Source organism: Vibrio jasicida CAIM 1864 = LMG 25398 (assembly GCF_000400365.1).
Lineage (GTDB): Bacteria > Pseudomonadota > Gammaproteobacteria > Enterobacterales > Vibrionaceae > Vibrio > Vibrio jasicida.
Window position 1 is genome coordinate 20586 of the sequence record NZ_BAOG01000044.1, and the last position, 19332, is coordinate 39917.

Annotated in this window: 16 protein-coding genes; 4 read left to right on the top strand and 12 right to left on the bottom strand. The window is 42.3% G+C overall.

Annotated features, from left to right (window positions below; translation table 11 throughout):
• Genes tssC (VJL_RS12880) through tagH form a run of 11 tightly spaced genes read right to left on the bottom strand, consistent with a single transcriptional unit; the run spans window position 1 to window position 14010 of the window.
• Window positions 1–1512: a type VI secretion system contractile sheath large subunit gene (gene tssC / locus VJL_RS12880; RefSeq protein WP_038878441.1), complete on the bottom strand. Its 1512-nt coding sequence runs from the start codon at window positions 1510–1512 to the stop codon at window positions 1–3.
• A gap of 54 nt (window positions 1513–1566) precedes the next feature.
• Window positions 1567–3060 (bottom strand): type VI secretion system contractile sheath large subunit, encoded by a 1494-nt coding sequence (gene tssC, locus VJL_RS12885; protein ID WP_038867695.1) that lies wholly within the window; start codon window positions 3058–3060, stop codon window positions 1567–1569.
• Entirely contained in the window at window positions 3060–3590 is a 531-nt protein-coding gene (tssB, locus tag VJL_RS12890) for a type VI secretion system contractile sheath small subunit (protein WP_038878444.1), read from the bottom strand. The genes tssC (VJL_RS12885) and tssB overlap by 1 nt, the downstream gene beginning before the upstream one ends.
• 15 nt (window positions 3591–3605) lie before the next feature.
• On the bottom strand, window positions 3606–4718 hold the full coding sequence (tssA, locus tag VJL_RS12895) for a type VI secretion system protein TssA (protein ID WP_038867699.1): 1113 nt from the start codon (window positions 4716–4718) through the stop codon (window positions 3606–3608).
• Window positions 4711–5505, bottom strand: a complete 795-nt coding sequence (locus tag VJL_RS12900) for a PP2C family protein-serine/threonine phosphatase (protein ID WP_038878445.1) — start codon at window positions 5503–5505, stop codon at window positions 4711–4713. The genes tssA and VJL_RS12900 overlap by 8 nt, the downstream gene beginning before the upstream one ends.
• Before the next feature lie 8 nt (window positions 5506–5513).
• A complete protein-coding gene (gene tagF / locus VJL_RS12905; RefSeq protein ID WP_038867703.1) occupies window positions 5514–6209 on the bottom strand; it encodes a type VI secretion system-associated protein TagF in 696 nt (231 codons plus the stop codon).
• A complete protein-coding gene (gene tssM, locus VJL_RS12910; RefSeq protein WP_038878448.1) occupies window positions 6191–9709 on the bottom strand; it encodes a type VI secretion system membrane subunit TssM in 3519 nt (1172 codons plus the stop codon). Before tssM ends, tagF begins: the two co-directional genes overlap by 19 nt.
• Window positions 9710–9723: 14 nt before the next feature.
• Complete coding sequence (tssL, locus tag VJL_RS12915) at window positions 9724–11013, bottom strand: type VI secretion system protein TssL, long form (protein WP_038867707.1); 1290 nt, start codon at window positions 11011–11013, stop codon at window positions 9724–9726.
• Between the two features lie 14 nt (window positions 11014–11027).
• Window positions 11028–12353 carry a type VI secretion system baseplate subunit TssK gene (gene tssK, locus VJL_RS12920; protein ID WP_081634958.1) on the bottom strand — a complete coding sequence of 442 codons (1326 nt, stop codon included), beginning with the start codon at window positions 12351–12353 and terminating at the stop codon, window positions 11028–11030.
• Between the two features lie 16 nt (window positions 12354–12369).
• On the bottom strand, window positions 12370–12825 hold the full coding sequence (gene tssJ, locus VJL_RS12925) for a type VI secretion system lipoprotein TssJ (RefSeq protein WP_038867710.1): 456 nt from the start codon (window positions 12823–12825) through the stop codon (window positions 12370–12372).
• A 9-nt stretch (window positions 12826–12834) separates the two neighbouring features.
• The gene (gene tagH, locus VJL_RS12930) at window positions 12835–14010 is read right to left on the bottom strand and encodes a type VI secretion system-associated FHA domain protein TagH (protein ID WP_038878454.1); all 1176 of its coding nucleotides are present in this window, start codon (window positions 14008–14010) and stop codon (window positions 12835–12837) included.
• 319 nt (window positions 14011–14329) lie between these two features.
• Here tagH and VJL_RS12935 point away from each other — a divergent pair, with 319 nt between their 5' ends.
• The 4 genes from VJL_RS12935 (at window position 14330) to VJL_RS12950 (ending at window position 18713) form a co-directional block, all read left to right on the top strand.
• The gene (locus VJL_RS12935) at window positions 14330–16474 is read left to right on the top strand and encodes a serine/threonine-protein kinase (RefSeq protein ID WP_038878456.1); all 2145 of its coding nucleotides are present in this window, start codon (window positions 14330–14332) and stop codon (window positions 16472–16474) included.
• 122 nt (window positions 16475–16596) lie between these two features.
• A complete protein-coding gene (locus VJL_RS12940; protein WP_038878459.1) occupies window positions 16597–18141 on the top strand; it encodes a response regulator in 1545 nt (514 codons plus the stop codon).
• A 3-nt stretch (window positions 18142–18144) separates the two neighbouring features.
• Window positions 18145–18480, top strand: a complete 336-nt coding sequence (locus VJL_RS12945) for an Hpt domain-containing protein (protein ID WP_038867718.1) — start codon at window positions 18145–18147, stop codon at window positions 18478–18480.
• Between the two features lie 44 nt (window positions 18481–18524).
• Window positions 18525–18713: a hypothetical protein gene (locus tag VJL_RS12950; protein ID WP_038878462.1), complete on the top strand. Its 189-nt coding sequence runs from the start codon at window positions 18525–18527 to the stop codon at window positions 18711–18713.
• Between the two features lie 144 nt (window positions 18714–18857).
• On the opposite strand, the gene VJL_RS12955 is transcribed toward VJL_RS12950, so the two are convergent.
• On the bottom strand, window positions 18858–19304 hold the full coding sequence (locus tag VJL_RS12955) for a GNAT family N-acetyltransferase (RefSeq protein ID WP_038867721.1): 447 nt from the start codon (window positions 19302–19304) through the stop codon (window positions 18858–18860).
• Window positions 19305–19332: the final 28 nt, after the last annotated feature.

Below are 19332 nucleotides of genomic sequence, written 5' to 3' on the forward strand. Positions count from 1 at the left end.
TTACACCACCTTTTCTGGTGATAACTCCGTTATTAATTTGATCGCCGATACCATTTGATCGAGTTGAAAATGAGGACGTAAATGAATCACCGAATAATAATGCCCCGGCGCATCACGCTTTTCTTTCACCGCGATACTTGCCTCGTTCAGGGGGTACTTAGCCCTAAGCTCATCGGACGCTTCATCAGAAGCAGTCGTGTATTGGTGTAACCAATGCTGAAAATCTCGTTGTATTGCAGACGAATCTTGGTAACTACCAATCTTGTCCCGTCCCATCACTTTGATGTAATGAGCAATTCGAGATACACAGAGGGTATACTGCAACATCGATGATAATTTCGCGTTTACGCTGATGTGCGCTTCTTGGTAGCGCTGTGGTTCATGTAGAGAAACATTCGATGTCATCCCAATCATGTCTGTTTCCGGTACAGGGGTAAGTGACATGAAACCGTTATCTGCTAAAACCTGCTCTCGTGACTCAGAAAGCTTTACGTTTAAAGGGCTTCTATCACGTGAATTTTTCACATTAAACTGAATCTGACTACGCGTTGGAGCGAGGACAAGGCCTTGAGTATAGTCGCCTTTTTTTATTCCTCTCATGTGAGTAAACCAACCGTGTTCCTGATACGTTCTTATTGCAATGGCACCGAAGCTATATGCTGCGCTTCCCCATAAAAGTTGTGTTTCTGAGTCGTCAATTCTCTCTTCAAACTGAAAACTTTCCGCTCGTGTTCCATCGCTGCCATGCGGCTGGCGAAACAAGACATTTGGTGCAGTGATGCCGATAAATTTCGACTCTTCTGATTCTCGTAGCCTTCGCCACTTCCCATATTCCACTTGTTCAAATTGAGTCGAAATATCACCAATCGCTGAAAGCTCAGAAAAACGATTCACCCCAAAAACACCCGGTGTCGCTGACAATATAAAAGGGCTAAATGCTGCAGCCGCTGATTGAGATACCTTACTCAATACAGATAAATCACGATCAAAATGGTTAGTAACAGGGTCGTGACGAAGCTCGTAATCACCAATGACTAACCCAAAAGGCTCTCCACCAGGTGTTCCATATTCGTTTTGATACAGAAGTTTAAACAATGCAGACTGATCAAATTCGATCGCTTTTAATGCGTCTTTACTGATTTCGTCCCATGTTACTGAAAGGAGCTTCACCTTAACTTCTTCTGATGATTGCCCATCGACCTGAGCACATAAATAGCGAAGGCCGATCCAACTGCGCTCTAGCTTCTGGAAAGCACAATGATGGATTATCTCATTGAGTTGTTTTTCGAGTAGCTCATCGATCTCATCTATAGCACTCATCAGGCTATGTCGAAAACTCTCCATGTTTGAACTTTTAGTACCTTCCAACCATACTTTTGCCGAATGTAGTGAATCCATTGAATCGATAAATTTATTCATCCAATGGCTATCAAGTTCCGCACACCCAAGGGGACTAAATTCGTGCTTCAATTCACTTGGGTCTAAGAAATTTAATGACGTATGTTTGCGCATGTAGCCTATTCCGCTAGAAAGTGTGGTTGGCCAAGACAGCCAACCACAACGTGCTTAACCACCCGATTGCGGGATTTTTGCCACCAAACGAAGTGATGTGGTGAGCTCTTCCATTTGTAACCAAGGTTTCAACCAAGCCACAGCATTGTATGAACCTGGTGCACCAGGAATCTCTTTGACTTGAACACGAGCATCTGCCAACGGATATTTTGCTCTGATCTCTTGACCACCACCCTCAGAAGCATTGACGTAACTTAGGATCCAGCGGTTTAGCCACGATTCCACGTCCTCAGCCTCCATGAAGCTGCCAATTTTGTCACGGGCCATGACTTTCAAATAATGCGCGAAACGGGAAGTTGCCATCATATAAGGTAGGCGAGCAGAAATAGCCGCATTAGCAGTGGCATCCGGCGAATCATGGTTGGCTGCTTTTTGGCAAGTTTGAGCACCGAAGAACACCGCATAATTGGTGTTTTTGTAGTGACACAATGGTAGGAAACCAAGTTTACCTAGTTCCGCTTCACGTCGGTCTGTAATGCCAATTTCAGTTGGGCATTTCATATCAGGATCGCCATCATCACTCATGAAGAAGTGTGTCGGTAAGTTATCCACTCGACCTCCCCCTTCAGCACCACGAATGGCAGTACAGAAACCATATTTAGAAAACGCGTCTGTAAGCTTTGCCCCCAACACGTAAGAAGAGTTCATCCAACAGTAATCATTATGCTCAGCATTAGTCGCGATACCTGAAACTGAGTCGACTTCAAACTCCTCGAAACCAAACTCTTCCACCGGAGAAGTCGCTTGACCATAAGGTAAACGAGCTAATACTTTGGGCATGGTTAAGCTTACAAAGCGTGAGTCCGCACTCTCTCGGAATGAACGCCATTGTGCGTATTCAAGAGATTCAAAAACTTTATCTAAATCACGTGGCTTCGAAAGCTCTGTCCACTCATCAAAACCAAACAAAGCTGGTGAAGCGGCGGACAAGAATGGAGAGAAACCTGAAGCGGCCACATTCGACATTAAACGAAGTGATTCAATGTCTTCTGGATGGTTAGTAAATTCATAGTCACCAATCAAAGCGCCGTATGGTTCACCGCCGGCACTACCGAACTCAGACTCATAGACCTTCTTAAAGATTTGGCTTTGGTCGAACTCTACAGCTTTACTCAAGTCTTTATGAAGCTCTTTCTTAGTAATACTGATCATACGAACCTTTAAGGTAGAGCTCGTATCAGAGTTCATCACTAAGTAATTGAGACCACGCCAAGAGCCCTCTAGTTTTTGTAACTCAGGGTGATGCATAACTTCAGACAATTGCTCTGAGATTTGCTGGTCTAGCAAATTAATGGCTTCACGGAATGTCACTGTTAAGTTCTTATTCCAAGTTACAGTGCCTTTCATCGCTTCTTCTGCCAGCGTTTTTATCAGCTCTTGCGCTCGAGAGGATTCTGTCTGCTTCGTCGCTCCGATCGCTTGTTCCAAAAATGAAGACGCTTGCTGGCTAACTGTTGGATCTAGTTGCTTTTCAACTTGTGTAGTCATTACTGAGCTCCTTCTGGATTATCTGAAGGAACAGGCTCACTAAGTTTGAGCTCACCCGCTAGTTTAGTAAGGTTCTCAGTGTTGTTCAGAACATCCTCTAGAATGTTTTCTAGCTCCTCAGAACGGTCGACTTTCGTCATTAAATCACGGAGTTTGTTACGCGTTTCCATTAACTGACGCAACGGATCCACTTGATTCACAATCGCCGCAGGTTCAAAATCTTGCATCGATTTGAAACTTAAATCGACCTCGAATTGAGAATCATCGTTTGCTAATTTGTTCGCGACTTTAAACTTTACTGATGGGCTCATCTTTTTAAGCACATCATCAAAGTTGTCACGATCGATCTGAATAAAACGACGGTCTTTAAGTGGTTTCAAAGCTTCTGTATTTTGGCCTGCAAAATCACCCATTACACCGACAACAAAAGGAAGCTCTTTTTTTAGCGTTGTCCCTTCGGTTTCAACATCATAAGTAATGTGAACACGAGGCTTCCTCACTCGTGACAGTTTCGAGTGGATACTCGTCATACCGTTCTCCCTTTCTTAATTTTCATTTTGTTCTGCTATGCCAACTAAACGGAAATAACTTTTCTTTGCATCCCCGTCGGATATCAATTCCGCCAATAATTCAGGCAGAGGCATTCCACACCAACGAATAATCTGTTCGATGGAGTAAGAAACTGGTGAATGTGGCTCACTCTCTCTAAAGAAGTCAGCAACCTGTTGCAATTGTTCAATGGCTTGCTCACGAGACTGCATATTAGTTGTTAGTAGTGCTTGTGGTTGGAGAGGTGAAGACTGTTCTTGCACTTCGATTTCACCGTCATATTCATTTAGTTCTGCAACTACTTTAGGCGTCTTAAATCGGCTACCTAACAAATGCTTAAGCGCCGAGTGTATTGAATCTAATTTTTTTGATATGTAAGAACTTGGGGTGACGTCACCAACCGCTTCATCAAGTTTTTCGCTGAACTGACTGAAAGCAATCATTGCAAATTCCAAATCACCAATCAGTTGCTGGTAAAATTCATCCGACGTGGCTTTTACGGTTTCTGCAATTTTCGACATCTCCACTGCACCTTGGTCAACTTTTGAACGACGCTTGTCTTCATCTAACCGTTCTAGCTCAACAGCTTGCTGGTACTCCCAGAATGCATATGCTTGTTCTATACCCACATCTGTTAGCGGCACCGAGGCAATTGGAAAAATCAATGTACCTTCATTATCAATGCCATTTAGTCCGATGATCGAGGAAGTTCGGGTTTCCATGCCATCTTCATCCGGCATTGGGTACAATTGATCCCAGTACTTTTCGATGTAAGTCGTTGCCAATTGGTATCCAAGGCCTAATCCACGAAAGCCATGAATTCGAGTTAATGCTTCAATAAGCCAAGCTACGAATTCCAAGTCTTTAGATTGTGAAGCGAGAATGTCAGGAACCTCATCAACAAATACACGCCATAAGTTGGTATGAGTAAGGATGCTTTCCTCTTCGATGATGGCATTTCGCTCTGCATTACGTGCCGCCATTCTATGATCTTTTAAACGATAGTAAGCCGACTGGGGGGAGACATCTTCGCGAGGATCGATTCCAGTTGGATTTTCCTCAGAGATAGGCTCAAGAGCTACATCGTACCAATCAAACATATCACTCATGCGACCTTCCTCTTAAGAAGACTGGAATCGTCGCGTCTTCGTGTCGTGGCAATTCAATTTCATTCTCTGCTTTACACACTTTCACCAACGCACACGTGACATTGTCACTCGCGCCACGCACTAAGGCTGAATGCATGAGGGCTAATCCAGCTTGATTGACAGAATCTGCATACAAGGTTTTGTGCATTTCTTCGTTGGTCAGTTCTTTAGATAAGCCATCACTACATAGCAGGAACTGGTCACCGTCCGCGAGCTGTCCAGAGATTTGATCTATGGTCACTTCTTCATCTACTCCCACCGCACGAGTTATCACATTTGCAAGCGGATGAGACTCTGCGTCTTCAAATGCGAGTAGCCCCTGCTCAACCAAATCCATCACTTGGCTGTGATCACGTGTTCTTTGTGAGAAAGTACTCGCTCTTAATTGATAAATACGACTATCACCAACCCATAAACAATGGTAATAACCGTCTTGCACTAACAGCAAAACGAGTGTGGTTCCCATTGTTTTCCCTTCTAACTGGGCTTGTGCATAATGGTAAATTTCTCGGTTTGCTTGCTGGACCACATATCTTAGTTCATCGATTCCAAACGAGTCTGAATCTTTTACATAACGCGCGATACGATCGACCAGCATCTGACTTGCGATATCGCCAGCACTGTGCCCCCCCATCCCGTCAGCGACGACCCAAACACCATGATCAGACATATCAAGCAAAGCGTCTTCGTTGTGCGGCCTCACCTTTCCAGGATGTGTTTTGGCAAAGGTAAAATAGTTCCAATCCATTATTATTCCTACCAATTCCACTTGTGCCATTGGCCGTCTAACATTGCCGAGAACTGCCCTATAGAAGGGAGCCCTGAACTTACAAACATACACGGTTCAACCTTGGACGATCCCTCTGTCCACCAAAAGCAAGGCGCTTTGTTTTGCTGTTTTATTAACGCACTAAGCAATGCAGTTGATGTCAAAGCTTCGTTTTGGGAAAACACCGTTGAGAGCTCACTTCGATACATTTCGGATATCGGTGAGACTTCAATGTCAATTTTAGAAAGCGTGTCGCTAGGCTGATTCAAATTTTGTGTCCATGCATCAAAAACGAAAGCGTCGTCAAGAACAGCGAGTGCTAGATCTTGACTATCTCTCCCCCAACCATTGTTCGACCAATACTGTGTCGCATCTCCTTTTACCGCGCGAGCAACAGTAAAAAAGAAGTAGCGTCCAGAAGCATCAACACTTGGTATCATGCTACCGATGTAAGTCGCCTCTTCCATATAGCTGACATCTAGAGCAAAGTTCCACACTGGTGACGTAAGAAAACACTCGTCCCACTGTTCACCAAGCTGCTCTCGACTGACCGCAATAATCGCTTGCTGCCAATCATGCCAACGATTGGTAAAAGATTGTGGCAATCCATGCTTAACAAAATCACCTTTCACTGGCATTTTGCCAACATAACCCCAGCTTGGACTTATAAGGTTTGCGGACATCGGAATCTCTCCATCTCATTCGACCAAAACGGATTAATAGCACTTGTCGGGATAAGCTCTAACTGTACCTTGTTCCCTTTTAGGTCAATCATCACGATATTGTCTTTTCTTGATTCAGGCCTTGCTTTAAGCGACTGATCTAAAAGCTTAAAGATTCCCCATTCACCTTCATAGGTATGCGCAATTTCGCGATTGGATTCAGGAGGTGTAAACACGATTCGAGTTTGATCTTGACCTGCTGGCCAACTTAGCGCTTTCGCTCTTGCTGGCCCGTGTTTATAGACGAGATCTTGAGTTCCTAACTCCAGCACAAAACGCGTAATATGCTGGTCGAGATAGACTGGCTTCATTCCAAAATCGACACGTAATGAATTATCGGATTCAAAAAACGTTTGCCTGATTCGCTTAGCCCGTTGAAATACCACCAATGTTTCCTGTCGAACGCCAATCTCTTTCTCAAATGTCCAACGTCTTGAGGAAGTATCAACGAAAGGTTCTAAATACTCGTTGAAGAATGAGTCCAGTGTCCCGCCATACCCAAAGAAACGCTTAAAGTCTTTTAACCTCACTTCTTTTGCCGCATTTGGAACAAATGGATAACGACCAGCGATTGAACTACGATAAGGTTTAATGACTTGCGTTAACCACAATTGATTAAGGTGATCCTTAGATCCGCTTTCTGCAAACTTAACCGATTCCTGAGACAATTCTCCTAGCCATTGATTAAACGGTTTAGGCAATAACTCTTGTGCTCGTTCAAATGACGACGCCACATCCTGTGTTACTGTGCCATCCAAAATGCTCTTGTACGCTATTTTTTGATTGTTTCCAGAGCTCGATAAATCTGACAAGTACGACCTTAAATTAATCATGGCCTGCTGAATATCAGCATAATCCTGCTCACCCAAACGGAGCACAGCTGTAAAATGCTGTTCTACTTGTTTACCCGGTAAAGCGACATTAAAGGTGTTTTCTTCAGGTAAATACATATCTAGCTTATCTGCGGTATTAGAGAACTTAACTTTTGCTACTTTACCAGCGACCTCAGAAGCGGCTTTTTGATTGTCAGACAATACAACCTTCGTCAGTCCAACTTCCTTCTGAATCGCACGCAATAAAGATTCAATAGGCCTTTCTACGCCAGCTAAGACTCTTGCTTGTTCAGAGGCAAACTCTAAGTTGGGCGCTTGCTTTAATTGAATGTCTTGAATCAAATCCTTCCATTCATTGACATAATCTTGGTAATACCTGTTTTGTACACCTTCAATAGCGCTCGCATGATCTATCTCGTGAGCTTGTAAGTCATCACCATAGACCCAATTTTCTTCCATCAACCCTTTCACCGTTCGGTTGATTTGAATTTGAAAAATACTATGAAAGCCGTTGTAGGTATAAAAGCCTGAAATACCCTGAGACAAAGGTTTTCCGCTGATACGCTCGAATTGCTCCAGTCCCTTCGGACCGAGGACATCAGTTAAACGAAATGACGGTACATGGCTCTTTGAAAACTGAATTTTCATTCTTTGGTATGCACGTTCTGGCAATGACATCTCAGTTAATATGTCCCTTGCACTAGCAACAACATCATCTTGAAAAACAAGACCGCGTTCATTACTCTCCAGCAGATGTTGTGTATGAACCATAAGGCGCCCTCTTAACGCCTCATTAAGCACTCCTGGATATTGGTGTTCAAAATAAAAACGAAACCACGCTAGCACTTCTTCTTGCTGATATTTATCAGGGTTAAACAGCATTAGGTAAGTTTTTAGAGTTTCATAGAGATATTGTCGATGTGCCTGGTTGCTCTCCATCTCATTGACTAAGCTGCGAGTCACCATTGGGGAAAAATGTTGGGCCAAGGCTGCAATGTAAGCGCTATTCGCGGCTTGAGAAACTTTGTCCCCCTGATAAAGACCAAATTTTTTAATGGTGTCGCTCTCTCCGTACTGGCTCTGCTTTCCAAGAGGTAATGTCATAATACGATCTAGCGTTTCCACAGCACTGATAATATCTGATTCGAAATCCAGACTGTCGGCACCAATCATGGCGTTAACATGGCCAGTCTGACGATTAGTCTCTCTAATAAGTTCTTTATTCCATTGATAACTTGTGGCCCAAGCAACAGTGGCTCCCACGAGCGTAATCGTACAGCCGATGTATACCCCTTTATGGAGCCAACCGGACTTTCTTTGGTAATGACGATTCACCGTCCCTAACAATTGTTCTTTGAAAATCACACGGTCAAATAGACTCTTAACAAAAAAACTATGTGAGCCGGTACTGTGTGAGGTTAATGGCAAATTGCCCAATCCCAGCCCATTTGTAGATTCACTCATCAATCGATTCATAGGCGCCCCCTCTTGAACCGAGCTAACCATGAAAACACCTCGAATTAAGGCAGGTTCCTCAAAGCTGTTTTGTGAAAAGATCTCGGCTAGAAATTCGTCTAAGTTGGCCTGTAATACTCGTAACTGTTTCGGAAACTCAAATATTAGCGCTCGCTTATCGAGATCGTCTTCTGTTTCGAGAATGCGTAACATCCGTGCATCTAGACGTTCCAACATATGATGGAACTCTCGGTTAAACAGAGAAATCACTCCGCGTTCATCATCGCATTCTTGAGGGAACATAAAACCAAACAAATCGTCACGTTCTTCTTTACTCAAATCCGAGAAATACTCATTAAAGCCAGCAACGAGATCCATTTTCGTCAACAAGACATAAATTGGGAATTGCATACCAAGTTGGTTTTTAAGCTCTTGTAAACGAGATTTAATGGCTCTGGCATGAAGACTTCGTTCAGTACGAGTTTGAGACATGACACTTGCTAAACTGACCGTGACAATTGCGCCGTTGATTGGTCTTTGTGTACGGTATTTTTTCAATAACCCCAGAAAGCCATGCCATGCTTTTGAGTCCACTTTCTCTTGGCTATCTTGAGTAGTGTAACGACCAGCGGTATCAATCAATACGGCTTTGTTCGCAAACCACCAATCACAATGTCGTGTTCCCCCCACACCCGCGACCGAATCTGACCCTGTAGAGTTAGCTAACGGGAATTCCAGCCCAGACTGCTTCAAAATCGTGGTTTTTCCAGTACCCGGAGGACCGATTAGTACATACCACGGTAAGTCATATAGGCTACGTTTACCTTTATGGGTTTTAGTGACAATCTTGATCGCTTGCTCTATACGATCACGCATTAAATCAACTTCGGTGGCAGCTTCTTTGTCTGATTGACTATCAAGTTCAAGCAAAGTCTGGATACTTTCATCCTCTTTCACTTTCTGTTTATGCTGCTTGGTCAGGTTGAATACTCCCCAAACAAACACCAAGATAAGAATTGTGACTAAGCGTTGGAAATCTGTCTTTAGTGGCTCATAGCCAGCGACAATAATTAAAGGACCGACCGCCCAAATAAAAATGGAACACGCCGCAACGCCAATAAGGCCGATAAACCAGCGCTGAGTGAAGACTCTGCCTACTTCTCGGATACTCATATCTCTCACTTTTCCTAGTTTGCGACAATCAAGTCAATTTCGATACGACGGTTCAACGCTCTATTGTCAGAACTGGTGTTTTCCACCAAAGGTCTCGCATCACCTAACCCTTCAGGTAGCACTCTTCCTTCCAGCCCACTATTTGCAATCAACTGGTCTGACATGGCAGTGGCTCTTGCCAAAGATAGATGCCAATTAGAAGGATATTTACTGGTGAAGATAGGGTTATCATCCGTATGGCCGGTAACAAGAATTTTGCCTTCTGTCGCTTCAAGAGTACGTGCTATTTTGGAAACAACGGGTTGTATGTAAGCAACAACATCTGCACTTCCTGACTCAAATAAGTCTTGCGCTTTCAACGATATTCTTACGCGGTCGGGTAACGCTTCTACCGTAACCAATCCTTTATTCATTTCCGTCGCAAGATACATAGAGATACGATCCGCCACAGGTTGAACCTTCGACTCAAGCTCCGCTGACGAGACTTGCCTATCCGGCTGGATCAAATTAACCAAATTCGAAAACGTTCGATTGGAAGCACTATTCAAGTCATAGCTAAGGTACATAAAAACGCACACCAAAATTGCCGAGGTAACCGAGCATACAACCCACAATGGTGCTCGTTCTGACATTTGGGAACCTGTAAGCGTGCGCTTATCAATATTGGCACTCATTTCTTTTGCAGTACCACGCCCATAGGACTTAAGAATGCTCATGATTTGCTTTCTAAGACGTCGATGATTTTCTAAGCCATTTTTCTCTAAACGGTATTGCCCGACAAAACCAAGCGACAAGCAAACATACATCAACTCTAACAAATCGAGCTGCGACTCTGGCTGAGACAGTGCATTATCAAGATGTTTGAAAAAGGCTTCTCCACCCTGACTGCTCGAATAAAATGAACTCAATAAAGAATCATGACTCCATGTAGATTGGCTTCCCCAATGGGTATTCAATACCGCCTCATCAATTGAGCAACATAAACAGTACCGTGCTGTATCAATGGTTTCTAATTCAACGTTATGTTGGCGCAGTCGGTTTTCGTAGTCTCTCAGTTTCTGTGCGAGTGTTTCCTTGAGAAACAACACATCCGAATGTGAGGCCGTTGATCGAATTTGCCCTACCATTGATAAGATACCGTTGGCTTCAGCCAAAATTGGGTTGAGTCCAAAAGCAACGACTGAGTCGTTATTAACGATCTCAGGGCTTTTAGAGATCACAACCGTGCTATCTACTGGCTTTACGTCTGGTTGTTTTAAATTTGGTCGCCCACCCGGTGTGGGTTTGATTATCGTTTGTTCCATAATGACGAAGCCTGTTATTGGCTAATGCTCCAAAGTTCAATGTCAGCATTCGGGAAGTGACCAGAAAGTTGTAGCGCGATGCCGCCACTTTCTCGCAGCCTCATCCAGAACGGTCCCTTTTTCACAACCTCGAAGTACACATAGCCCGTTTGATAAGGTATTTGTCTTGGAACAACACTCAAAGGCGCAACACTGATACCGTTGATTTGATTGTTAATGAGATCGCGTATTTGCTCTGCAGGCCCTAACTTAAGCTGAGCAGGCACTAAGCGTCGTATTTCATCGGTGGTTGTATCAGCCTTAACCGCGAGTACAAACTGGCAAGACTCCAGTAAGCGTTTATCTGGCAGAGGTGTCACTTGGATGCCATATTGACGTATTTCAAGTGGTAACTTATTCGCCGTTTGGTCTAAAACGACACTTAAGTACTGGCTGAGTATCTGATTAATCTCATGAAACACACTGGAAAGATCGAAGTGATCGTATTTTCTTAGTTCCGGAACACGTTTGTTCTTACTCGAAAACGTCGATAACTCACCGATATAACCATGCAGTAGTGCTACTAAATCTAAAGGGTGTACCTGTTCTAGTTCGGAAAAGTGACGTAAAGTCACTTCATAGCGGTTCAACATCTGCAGCATAATAAAATCGACCGCAGAAGCGGAAGCCGCCTTACCCTGAACCAAACGCTGAGACACAACGTCTGCACGGATCTTTGTCATTGCAAGTACGTTACGTAAACATGTGGTTATAACAGCACTATTCAGAATATTTATGTGTGGTGGGATGTATTCTTCATCAAGAATGACTGCCCCTTCATCGGATACTTCTTTGATTTTGAAAATCGGCAATTCAATAAAGCCAGACTGCTGCTCATTACTTGCTGCTAGCTCTAGATTAATCGCGGTTACTTGAATGCACTCTTCATCTTCCCCAGTTAAAACATCGACAACATCCAAATCTTTTAGAAGATAACGTGAAACCAATTCCTCACTTTTATCAGAGACCAATCGTTGTTTTAAGCTAAACGCCGGAACAACGATTTTGACCAACGTTTGATGGGTGCCTTTTTTTACGAATAACGGCGTTATGCTCGCATCACCTTTTTTCCATTGAACGAGAGTCATGTCTGGCAGGATCGCATCGATCTTTTCTATCTCAATAACCCCTTCTTTTAAAGCGGTAGAATTGATTAGGCTCGATGATACGCCCCAATTGTATGCGTGCTGTAAGTGAACTAGCCCTTTGTATTCGTGAGCAGTTGCTCGTTCACTTTGCTGGAAATGTTGAGGACGCAAAAACATCCCCTCACACCAAGCGGTATGGGAAAAGTGTGTCATTGAATAGTCACCAAGATTATTTCACGAACAAAGACAGGTCTTCTAAGTGGATTTGATAGGTGTTGTAACCTGTCTTTTCAACTTCGATCACTTGCCTCCAATTCGAGTTTTCGATGTCTCGAAACGCAGCCACTAAGCCGAGATACTCTGTCTGGGGAGACATACTGGCTTGGTAAACCTCCTTTTGACCTGGCGTTAGGGATATCTCAAATTTGTTGACTAAATCGGGGCCCAGAACTTTGTCATAGCTTTCGTATATTGAGAAAAAGTCCTGACTTTCAAATACCGTTGGTGATGTAAGTTCGAAAATATATATAACAACTGGTGACGGCCTCCCATTAGAATCTGGATTGATATTATGGCTCGCCGTTATTTCTAAATCCGCATAAGGGTCAACCACTAAGTTTGCCGCTGAACACCCAATGAGAGTCACTGTTAATATCAGTAATACTATTCTTTTAACTAATTTCATAATTAGACCTTAACTATCACGTCTTAGAGCGTTTTCATAATGCTTGGCAAAGTCATCTAAATAAAAAAGGTTCTCTTTATTAACAACGTCGTTGGTTAGTTGGTTATAAATGACCTCGAACCTTTTCCAACTTTTATAATACTTTCTTGTCGGAATCACTTTATTAAACAAACTATCACTAGAAAGTGACTCAGAATATATTAAAGATGGATCAACTAATGACATAACACTTATTACCGTACCATTCACACCTTGCATTAATGCTTGTTCATGGTTTTCAATATCCTTAAATGCCTCTTTTATTGCCGAATCAGGCGGCATAAAACTCGCTGTTTTCCGGTTATAAAGATTATGCATAGCGTCTTCTAAATTGGCCGAGAATTTGAGTGGATTATTCTCAGATTTTCTAAATGCGGTATGATTTAAGCGATTAGTCTGTTTGAATTCAGCTCGATTGTGTAAAGTCTCCATTAATCCTGTAAGCATTAAAGAAAAAGACTCTCCTAGCTGCTGAAACCACATCTCTCTCTGCTCGTCAGGTACCATATTCGGACTAATACCCAATCCGCGAATGAACGCGTCAGCCTCATTACTGGCACTCAGTTTTTGGGGAGTTTTGTTCGGTTCTTCTGTGACGAGACGTGATATATCTTGTTCTTGCTGAGGAGGAATCGAGGGCTCAATAAAGTCATCCATTAAGCCAATATCTAACTGATACTCATTGGAAACACTGTCCTCTAAGAGTTCAGAAGCGCTTATGCCAAAGTCACTATGATTGAAATTACTGCTAGCGCCTTCGTTAAAGGATTCATTTGATTCAACACTTTGAACTGGCACCTGTTCTAAACACTTCTCCTGAACGCTAACCTGAATTTGATAATCGCCGAGGGTCACCACATCATCATGAGCTAGAGCGATTTCATTGCCCTGTCCGATTGGACTGACTGAGTTGTTCACGAATGTACCGTTGGTCGATAAGTCTTTGATCAAATACTTGTCACCAAACTTGATAATTTCACCATGCTTACCTGAAATGACTCTTTCTGGATCGGGAAGTGTCCAGTCACATTGTTCAGAGCGGCCAAAGGAAATTTTTTCGTGTTCGCCGCTTGCGTCAAAGATGAACTCGCCTTCTATCTCAGGAGTGAACTTATGAAAACTCGTTATGGTTAAAACCAACGTCATGTAAACCTCGCCAAAGGGACTGCTTAATATTTGTGTTTCATTCTTTATGTTTAGATCGTTTATTTATTAACAATTAAGTTATTATCGACCCATAAAATAATATTTATATTTCAAGAACGGAATAATGAATTAATTTTCTAGCAAAGCAATCAGGTATTTTTACTCAGAACAAAATATACAACGAGGTTCAAATTTTTGACACTTCAATTTACACGCGTCAAAAAACCGATGTTAGCTTGACCGAGAAATCAAAAAGTCATCATTTTTCATGAGTTATTAGACTATATATTTTCACCATCATTTATACGGAGCCTCTGTGATGGAAGACCAAAGTAAAAACAATTCTATAAATAAAGATACGAGCGGTGATAAAACAAAAATTGTAAAGACTCAAAAAAGAGAAAATACAGTTGATAAGATTGTTGACTCAAATTATGAAGGCTCCGCCCAATTAAATAATGAGACAAATACAAAAATGTCTCAAAATCAAAACACTTATTCTCTAGATAATAAAATAGACAATACTTCATGCAATCAAAGAGAACCTTCAACATCGCAGTCTTTAGTTGGTGAAACCATCAAGAGTCGCTATGAAATTGAATCGCTTATTGGGCACGGCGGGTTGTGCGATGTTTACTTGGCAAAAGATAAAATCCTTGAGTCATCAGGGACTGATAAACCTTACGTCGCATTAAAAATTCTTCAGGAGGAGTTCTCTTCCCAACCTGAAACCGCACGAATGTTGATTCGAGAAGCACAGCAAACTCAAAAACTCAGCCATCCTAACATAATTCGTGTTTACGACTTTGGCGTTGATGGCGACGTGTATTTTCTCGTCATGGAGTATGTGGATGGTGAAACTTTAGAAACTCTGATTCAGCGCTCTCGCCCTGATGGTCTTAAATTTAAGGCCGCGCTGTCTATTTTAAATGAGACTCTGGATGCTCTCGCGTATGCCCACTCTCTAGGCGTGGTTCATGCCGATCTTAAGCCTGCGAACATCATTCTTACCTCAGAAGGAAAAGTTAAACTTCTAGACTTTGGTGTATCCAAAACTCAACAGTTAAAGCACGACCAATATGCCGCTAAACGTAAAACCCAAGAAAGTGATACTCTGGGGTTTACGCCAAACTACGCTTCACTTGATATTCTCTCAGGAAACGATCCTCAGTTTAGAGATGATATTTTTGCTCTTTGTTGCATTACCTATGAATTATTGAGTTGTAAACACCCTTACGCACGCACACCGGTTGACGAAGCACTAAAGAAAAATGTTCGCGTCACTAAGCCCGCTCATTTCCCATTCACGAAATGGTCTTTATTCTCGAAAGTGCTAAATAAAGGACTCGCACCAGCGGACCTTAGTGCAGAACTCCTTAAACAGCACATAAACAAAACGAGATGGCCAGTTTATACAAGTGTCGCAGCATCGCTTGTCGTCGCAACGCTTTTAGGGTTGGTATATCAAGATCAACAAGACCAGCTCACTCAACTTGAGGCTGCATTAAACCAGCAAACAAAGCATATTAGTTCAGCACAAGCACTACTCGATACCGCGCCAGAAAACACGAAATCTCTTATCGATTCACAACATGATCTGCATCCGGTGATCAAAGCGGGCTTTTTAAGGCTGTATAAGCCCTACCTACTTGGTGCTTACGAATCAAAGATTGATGATGTACTTAACTCTGATGTTAGTACTTATCCCAATTACGACCAGATTGAGGAAATTCTTCAACAAGCTAAAGTCTACTATCCTGACTCCCATAAAATTGAAGTGCTTGCACTGGATATTCAATCGAGTAAGCATTCAACGTTACTTTCTATCGCGAGGCAAATTAACAGCCAGTTAGAGAAATCAAGCTACACCCAAATTGAAGGCTCCAAGTCAATTTATGACCTCAAACAAGAATTACATCAAATTCATCAAGAGTACCCGTTTGTACCAAGTTCACTTGCAAGCGAGGTCTTTGGCCAGCACTTAAATGAAGCGTTACAGCTAAGAGATGCAGCCGCACTTGTTACTTTAATCAAAGTTGGAAATACCTTTTTTGCCGATTCTGATGAGCACCGACAAAACATCGCAATCAGTAATGCGATGAAAGATGCAGTTTTAGAAATGAAACTCTTTGAGACAGCAAAAGACAGTCAAAATCCATTGCCATTCCCGGCCGATGCTGCTCGCTTACTCTATCAAGAAGAATTTGAAGGGCTCTACTACCGTTTGAAGCAAGCGAGAACAACCGTCAATCTCGACAAATTGGTTAAAGATATTGACCTATTTTCTGAAAACTTTCCGACGGGATTTCAAGATATTAACGACTTAAGATTTCAAACAGCGGATAAGTACCTGCAATTCTCAGACATCCTCTTGAACAAACGGAAGTCGACAAGTGCAAGAAGAGCGATGAAAAAAGCGAACGAGCTGCTAAGAAGAATAGAAACGGACTCTGTGCAGAGTTAATTCACGCAAATGTTGATGGGGGGCATGTTGCCCCTTTTTTAATCTTAGAAACAGCTTGCCTTTATGCAATCCGATGACTAATTTTATTTTAGAGTGTACTAATCTGTAAAATAGGAAGAAGTTTGACCGCAGGGAAGATTGAAGTCGAGAACATTGGTATTTTGGTGATAGATGACTGCTCAACCTCATCGACGTTGATCAGACATCAACTTGTTGCGCTTGGCGCAAAAATCGCCAACATCACTTGTGTAAACAGCGCACAAGAAGCACTCGCCGCGGTCAAAACTCGCTTCTATTCTTTCATTGTGATGGATTACCACCTATCGACGAAACTGACTGGCTTAGATCTGATCAATTTAATGAGCCGCGCAAAACTCATTTCAGAGACGACAGCGGTATTGATGATATCTGGCGACGCTACTCAAGAGACTGTTTTGACGGCTTTGTCTGGCCGAGTTCGTCACTTACTCACCAAGCCACTGCAAACCAAAGCGTTAAAGAACAAAATGCTAGCAGCGCTGCAAGAACAACATCAACTGGCAGACGTGGGAAATCAACTAAGTAAGATTGAAAGACCTACCCTCGCAGATATCGCTCTACTGCATAAAAAGCATACACAAAGCGTGTGCGTGGAGTCTTTACTTATCGATACACTCATAGAAACGAAGCAATTTGATGTACTCGAAAACTTTCTACCTTTTTGTACAGAAAAGGAACACGCAAGTCGTATCTGTGCAGAAGCTTTCGTACAGCATAAGAAAGGAAATATTCGTGAAGCAGTCACTATCCTTGCTGATTATGTCACACGAAACCCACTTTGCTTGCGTGCCATAGATAACCTCGTGGGCCTTTATGAAAGTCTCGGCCAACAAAATAATGCGTCTATATTGGCTAATCGCGCTTTTGAGCTCACACCAAGTAGTAGTATCAGATTAGTAACCGTATCGAGAATCCTTGCCAAACTAGGCCAAATTGATCGGCTGTACGATGTAGGTTATATGTACGCTTCAAATGTTTCTTCTACAGATTCACAATGGCTATCAGCGATGAACGCCTATGTCGACATCATCAGCGAGCACTTTAAAACACTCCGCTCGCCGAATGAGAAGAAACGTGTTCTTTTGAAACTTAATGATTTTTGCTTGCTGGCCGAAAAGCAATTGAATCGAAACCAGCAGATTGATCTCGCCGCATTCAAACAAATGATGCAATGTAAGTTACTTTTGCTGGAATCACGACCAGAACACGCGCACAAAAAATTGATGCAATCTCTGAGCTATTACTACTCTGTGCCAAGTAAAACCCCCTTATTGCTGTTAAAGCAAGCGATACCATTGATGGACTTTTTTGGTGAATTTGCAATAAAGCAGAGCTTACTTACCTTGGTGGCGGCTAAGTCTGGCATTCCTTTAAAAGGCCACCCCCAGCACAATTCGAAAGAACCAAAGTTTCGACAAAAGTATCCCTTTTCAGCTGAGCTGAGACTAAAAGACCTTTCCGACAACAACATATCAGCACCTAATATCATCTTGGATGAAAGTATCGAATTTCTATCGCAACGACCACTCCCCCCAAACTGGTCGAACTGGTTGAAGGATTACCTTTCCGGCTCCTACTCAACTCAATTACCTTTGCCTTTTAACTTACACATACCACAGTGGAGATGAGAGATGATTAACTTCGAAGTACTTAACACCTACATGGATAACGATGTCGATATTATCTTTGCTGTTTTCTCAACCTACATGGAAGACTACGAAGATGGTTTAGACAGAATTAATAAACTCAATGCAGAACAAAACTGGTCGGAACTATTCCTTCTTTCTCATAGTTTGAAAGGCATACTTTCAAGCTTTGGAGAAGAAGCGGCAGTCTCCGCTCTTGGTAAAGTTGAAGAACACACACGTGACAATATCGCTCCCGATAACGCAGATATCGCTATAATTAATAAAGAGCTTGTCACCATTAATAAACAAATTAACGATTATTTAGTCAATATGGACTAAGACCATTAGAAAATTATAAAACGTCAACGGGGAAAAGCTAGGCTATGAACACAAACCACTTCAAAGATTTGATTGACTCCTTAAAGGATCTCACACCAACTCAAAAAAAATACTTGATAAGTAAGGCACGGTTATCTTTGGAACAGAGTGATATTTTACAAAAGAAAGATCTACTCACTCCTGAGGAACTGGAAGCGCTACTTGCTCCTATGCCAACGACAAATACTAAATAAATGCGATTAAGTTAGTGAGATAGTAAGATTTGCACATCAACAGACCAATGAATGAGAGTCTGATTTTCATCGCTAAACTATCGACAGAGTAAAACGCTAAAGGGCAAGCACCAACTACGATGCTTGCCCTTTTCACATGCCTTGTCATATTGGTTCAAGGCTGATAATAGCGAGCATATCTTCGCCATCTTCGTCCATACCAACTTCCATAAAACCAAACTGAGAGTAAAACGTTTTTGCTATGGGGTTGTTTGGGTTGTAACAAATTTCAATCTGACGGAGGCTTTCAGTCTGTTTGATTTCCTCTAGCGCCTTATGAAGAGCTATACGCCCTATGCCTTTCGCTTGATATTTGGCATCAATCATAAAACGCCAAATAGAGATTTTTTCTTTTGTTTCCCGAACCCACATAAAAAAGCCGACAACTTGTTCATCTTGGTAAATGGCACGAGTTACGTGCGTATCATTATAGAATGATTCCACCAGCGACCACATGTTACAAGCGACATAAGACTCTTGCTCTTTAGTAACATCGAGTTCACTGACGGACTCATAGTTTTCCTTTGTTATCTCGCGTAGAGATACCTCCATCAAACACCTTCCCTGATCCTTTACTAGT

Excerpts from the sequence above, each read along its gene's own strand:
- tssJ (WP_038867710.1), bottom strand. The coding sequence starts at position 12,825 with ATGAAATTAGTTAAAAGAATAGTATTACTGATATTAACAGTGACTCTC.
- VJL_RS12935 (WP_038878456.1), top strand. The coding sequence starts at position 14,330 with ATGGAAGACCAAAGTAAAAACAATTCTATAAATAAAGATACGAGCGGT.
- tssC (WP_038878441.1), bottom strand. The coding sequence starts at position 1,512 with ATGCGCAAACATACGTCATTAAATTTCTTAGACCCAAGTGAATTGAAG.
- tssK (WP_081634958.1), bottom strand. The coding sequence starts at position 12,353 with ATGACACACTTTTCCCATACCGCTTGGTGTGAGGGGATGTTTTTGCGT.
- tssC (WP_038867695.1), bottom strand. The coding sequence starts at position 3,060 with ATGACTACACAAGTTGAAAAGCAACTAGATCCAACAGTTAGCCAGCAA.
- VJL_RS12900 (WP_038878445.1), bottom strand. The coding sequence starts at position 5,505 with ATGGATTGGAACTATTTTACCTTTGCCAAAACACATCCTGGAAAGGTG.
- tssL (WP_038867707.1), bottom strand. The coding sequence starts at position 11,013 with ATGGAACAAACGATAATCAAACCCACACCGGGTGGGCGACCAAATTTA.
- tssB (WP_038878444.1), bottom strand. The coding sequence starts at position 3,590 with ATGACGAGTATCCACTCGAAACTGTCACGAGTGAGGAAGCCTCGTGTT.
- tssM (WP_038878448.1), bottom strand. The coding sequence starts at position 9,709 with ATGAGTATCCGAGAAGTAGGCAGAGTCTTCACTCAGCGCTGGTTTATC.
- tagH (WP_038878454.1), bottom strand. The coding sequence starts at position 14,010 with ATGACGTTGGTTTTAACCATAACGAGTTTTCATAAGTTCACTCCTGAG.
- VJL_RS12945 (WP_038867718.1), top strand. The coding sequence starts at position 18,145 with ATGATTAACTTCGAAGTACTTAACACCTACATGGATAACGATGTCGAT.
- tssA (WP_038867699.1), bottom strand. The coding sequence starts at position 4,718 with ATGAGTGATATGTTTGATTGGTACGATGTAGCTCTTGAGCCTATCTCT.
- tagF (WP_038867703.1), bottom strand. The coding sequence starts at position 6,209 with ATGTCCGCAAACCTTATAAGTCCAAGCTGGGGTTATGTTGGCAAAATG.
- VJL_RS12955 (WP_038867721.1), bottom strand. The coding sequence starts at position 19,304 with ATGGAGGTATCTCTACGCGAGATAACAAAGGAAAACTATGAGTCCGTC.
- VJL_RS12950 (WP_038878462.1), top strand. The coding sequence starts at position 18,525 with ATGAACACAAACCACTTCAAAGATTTGATTGACTCCTTAAAGGATCTC.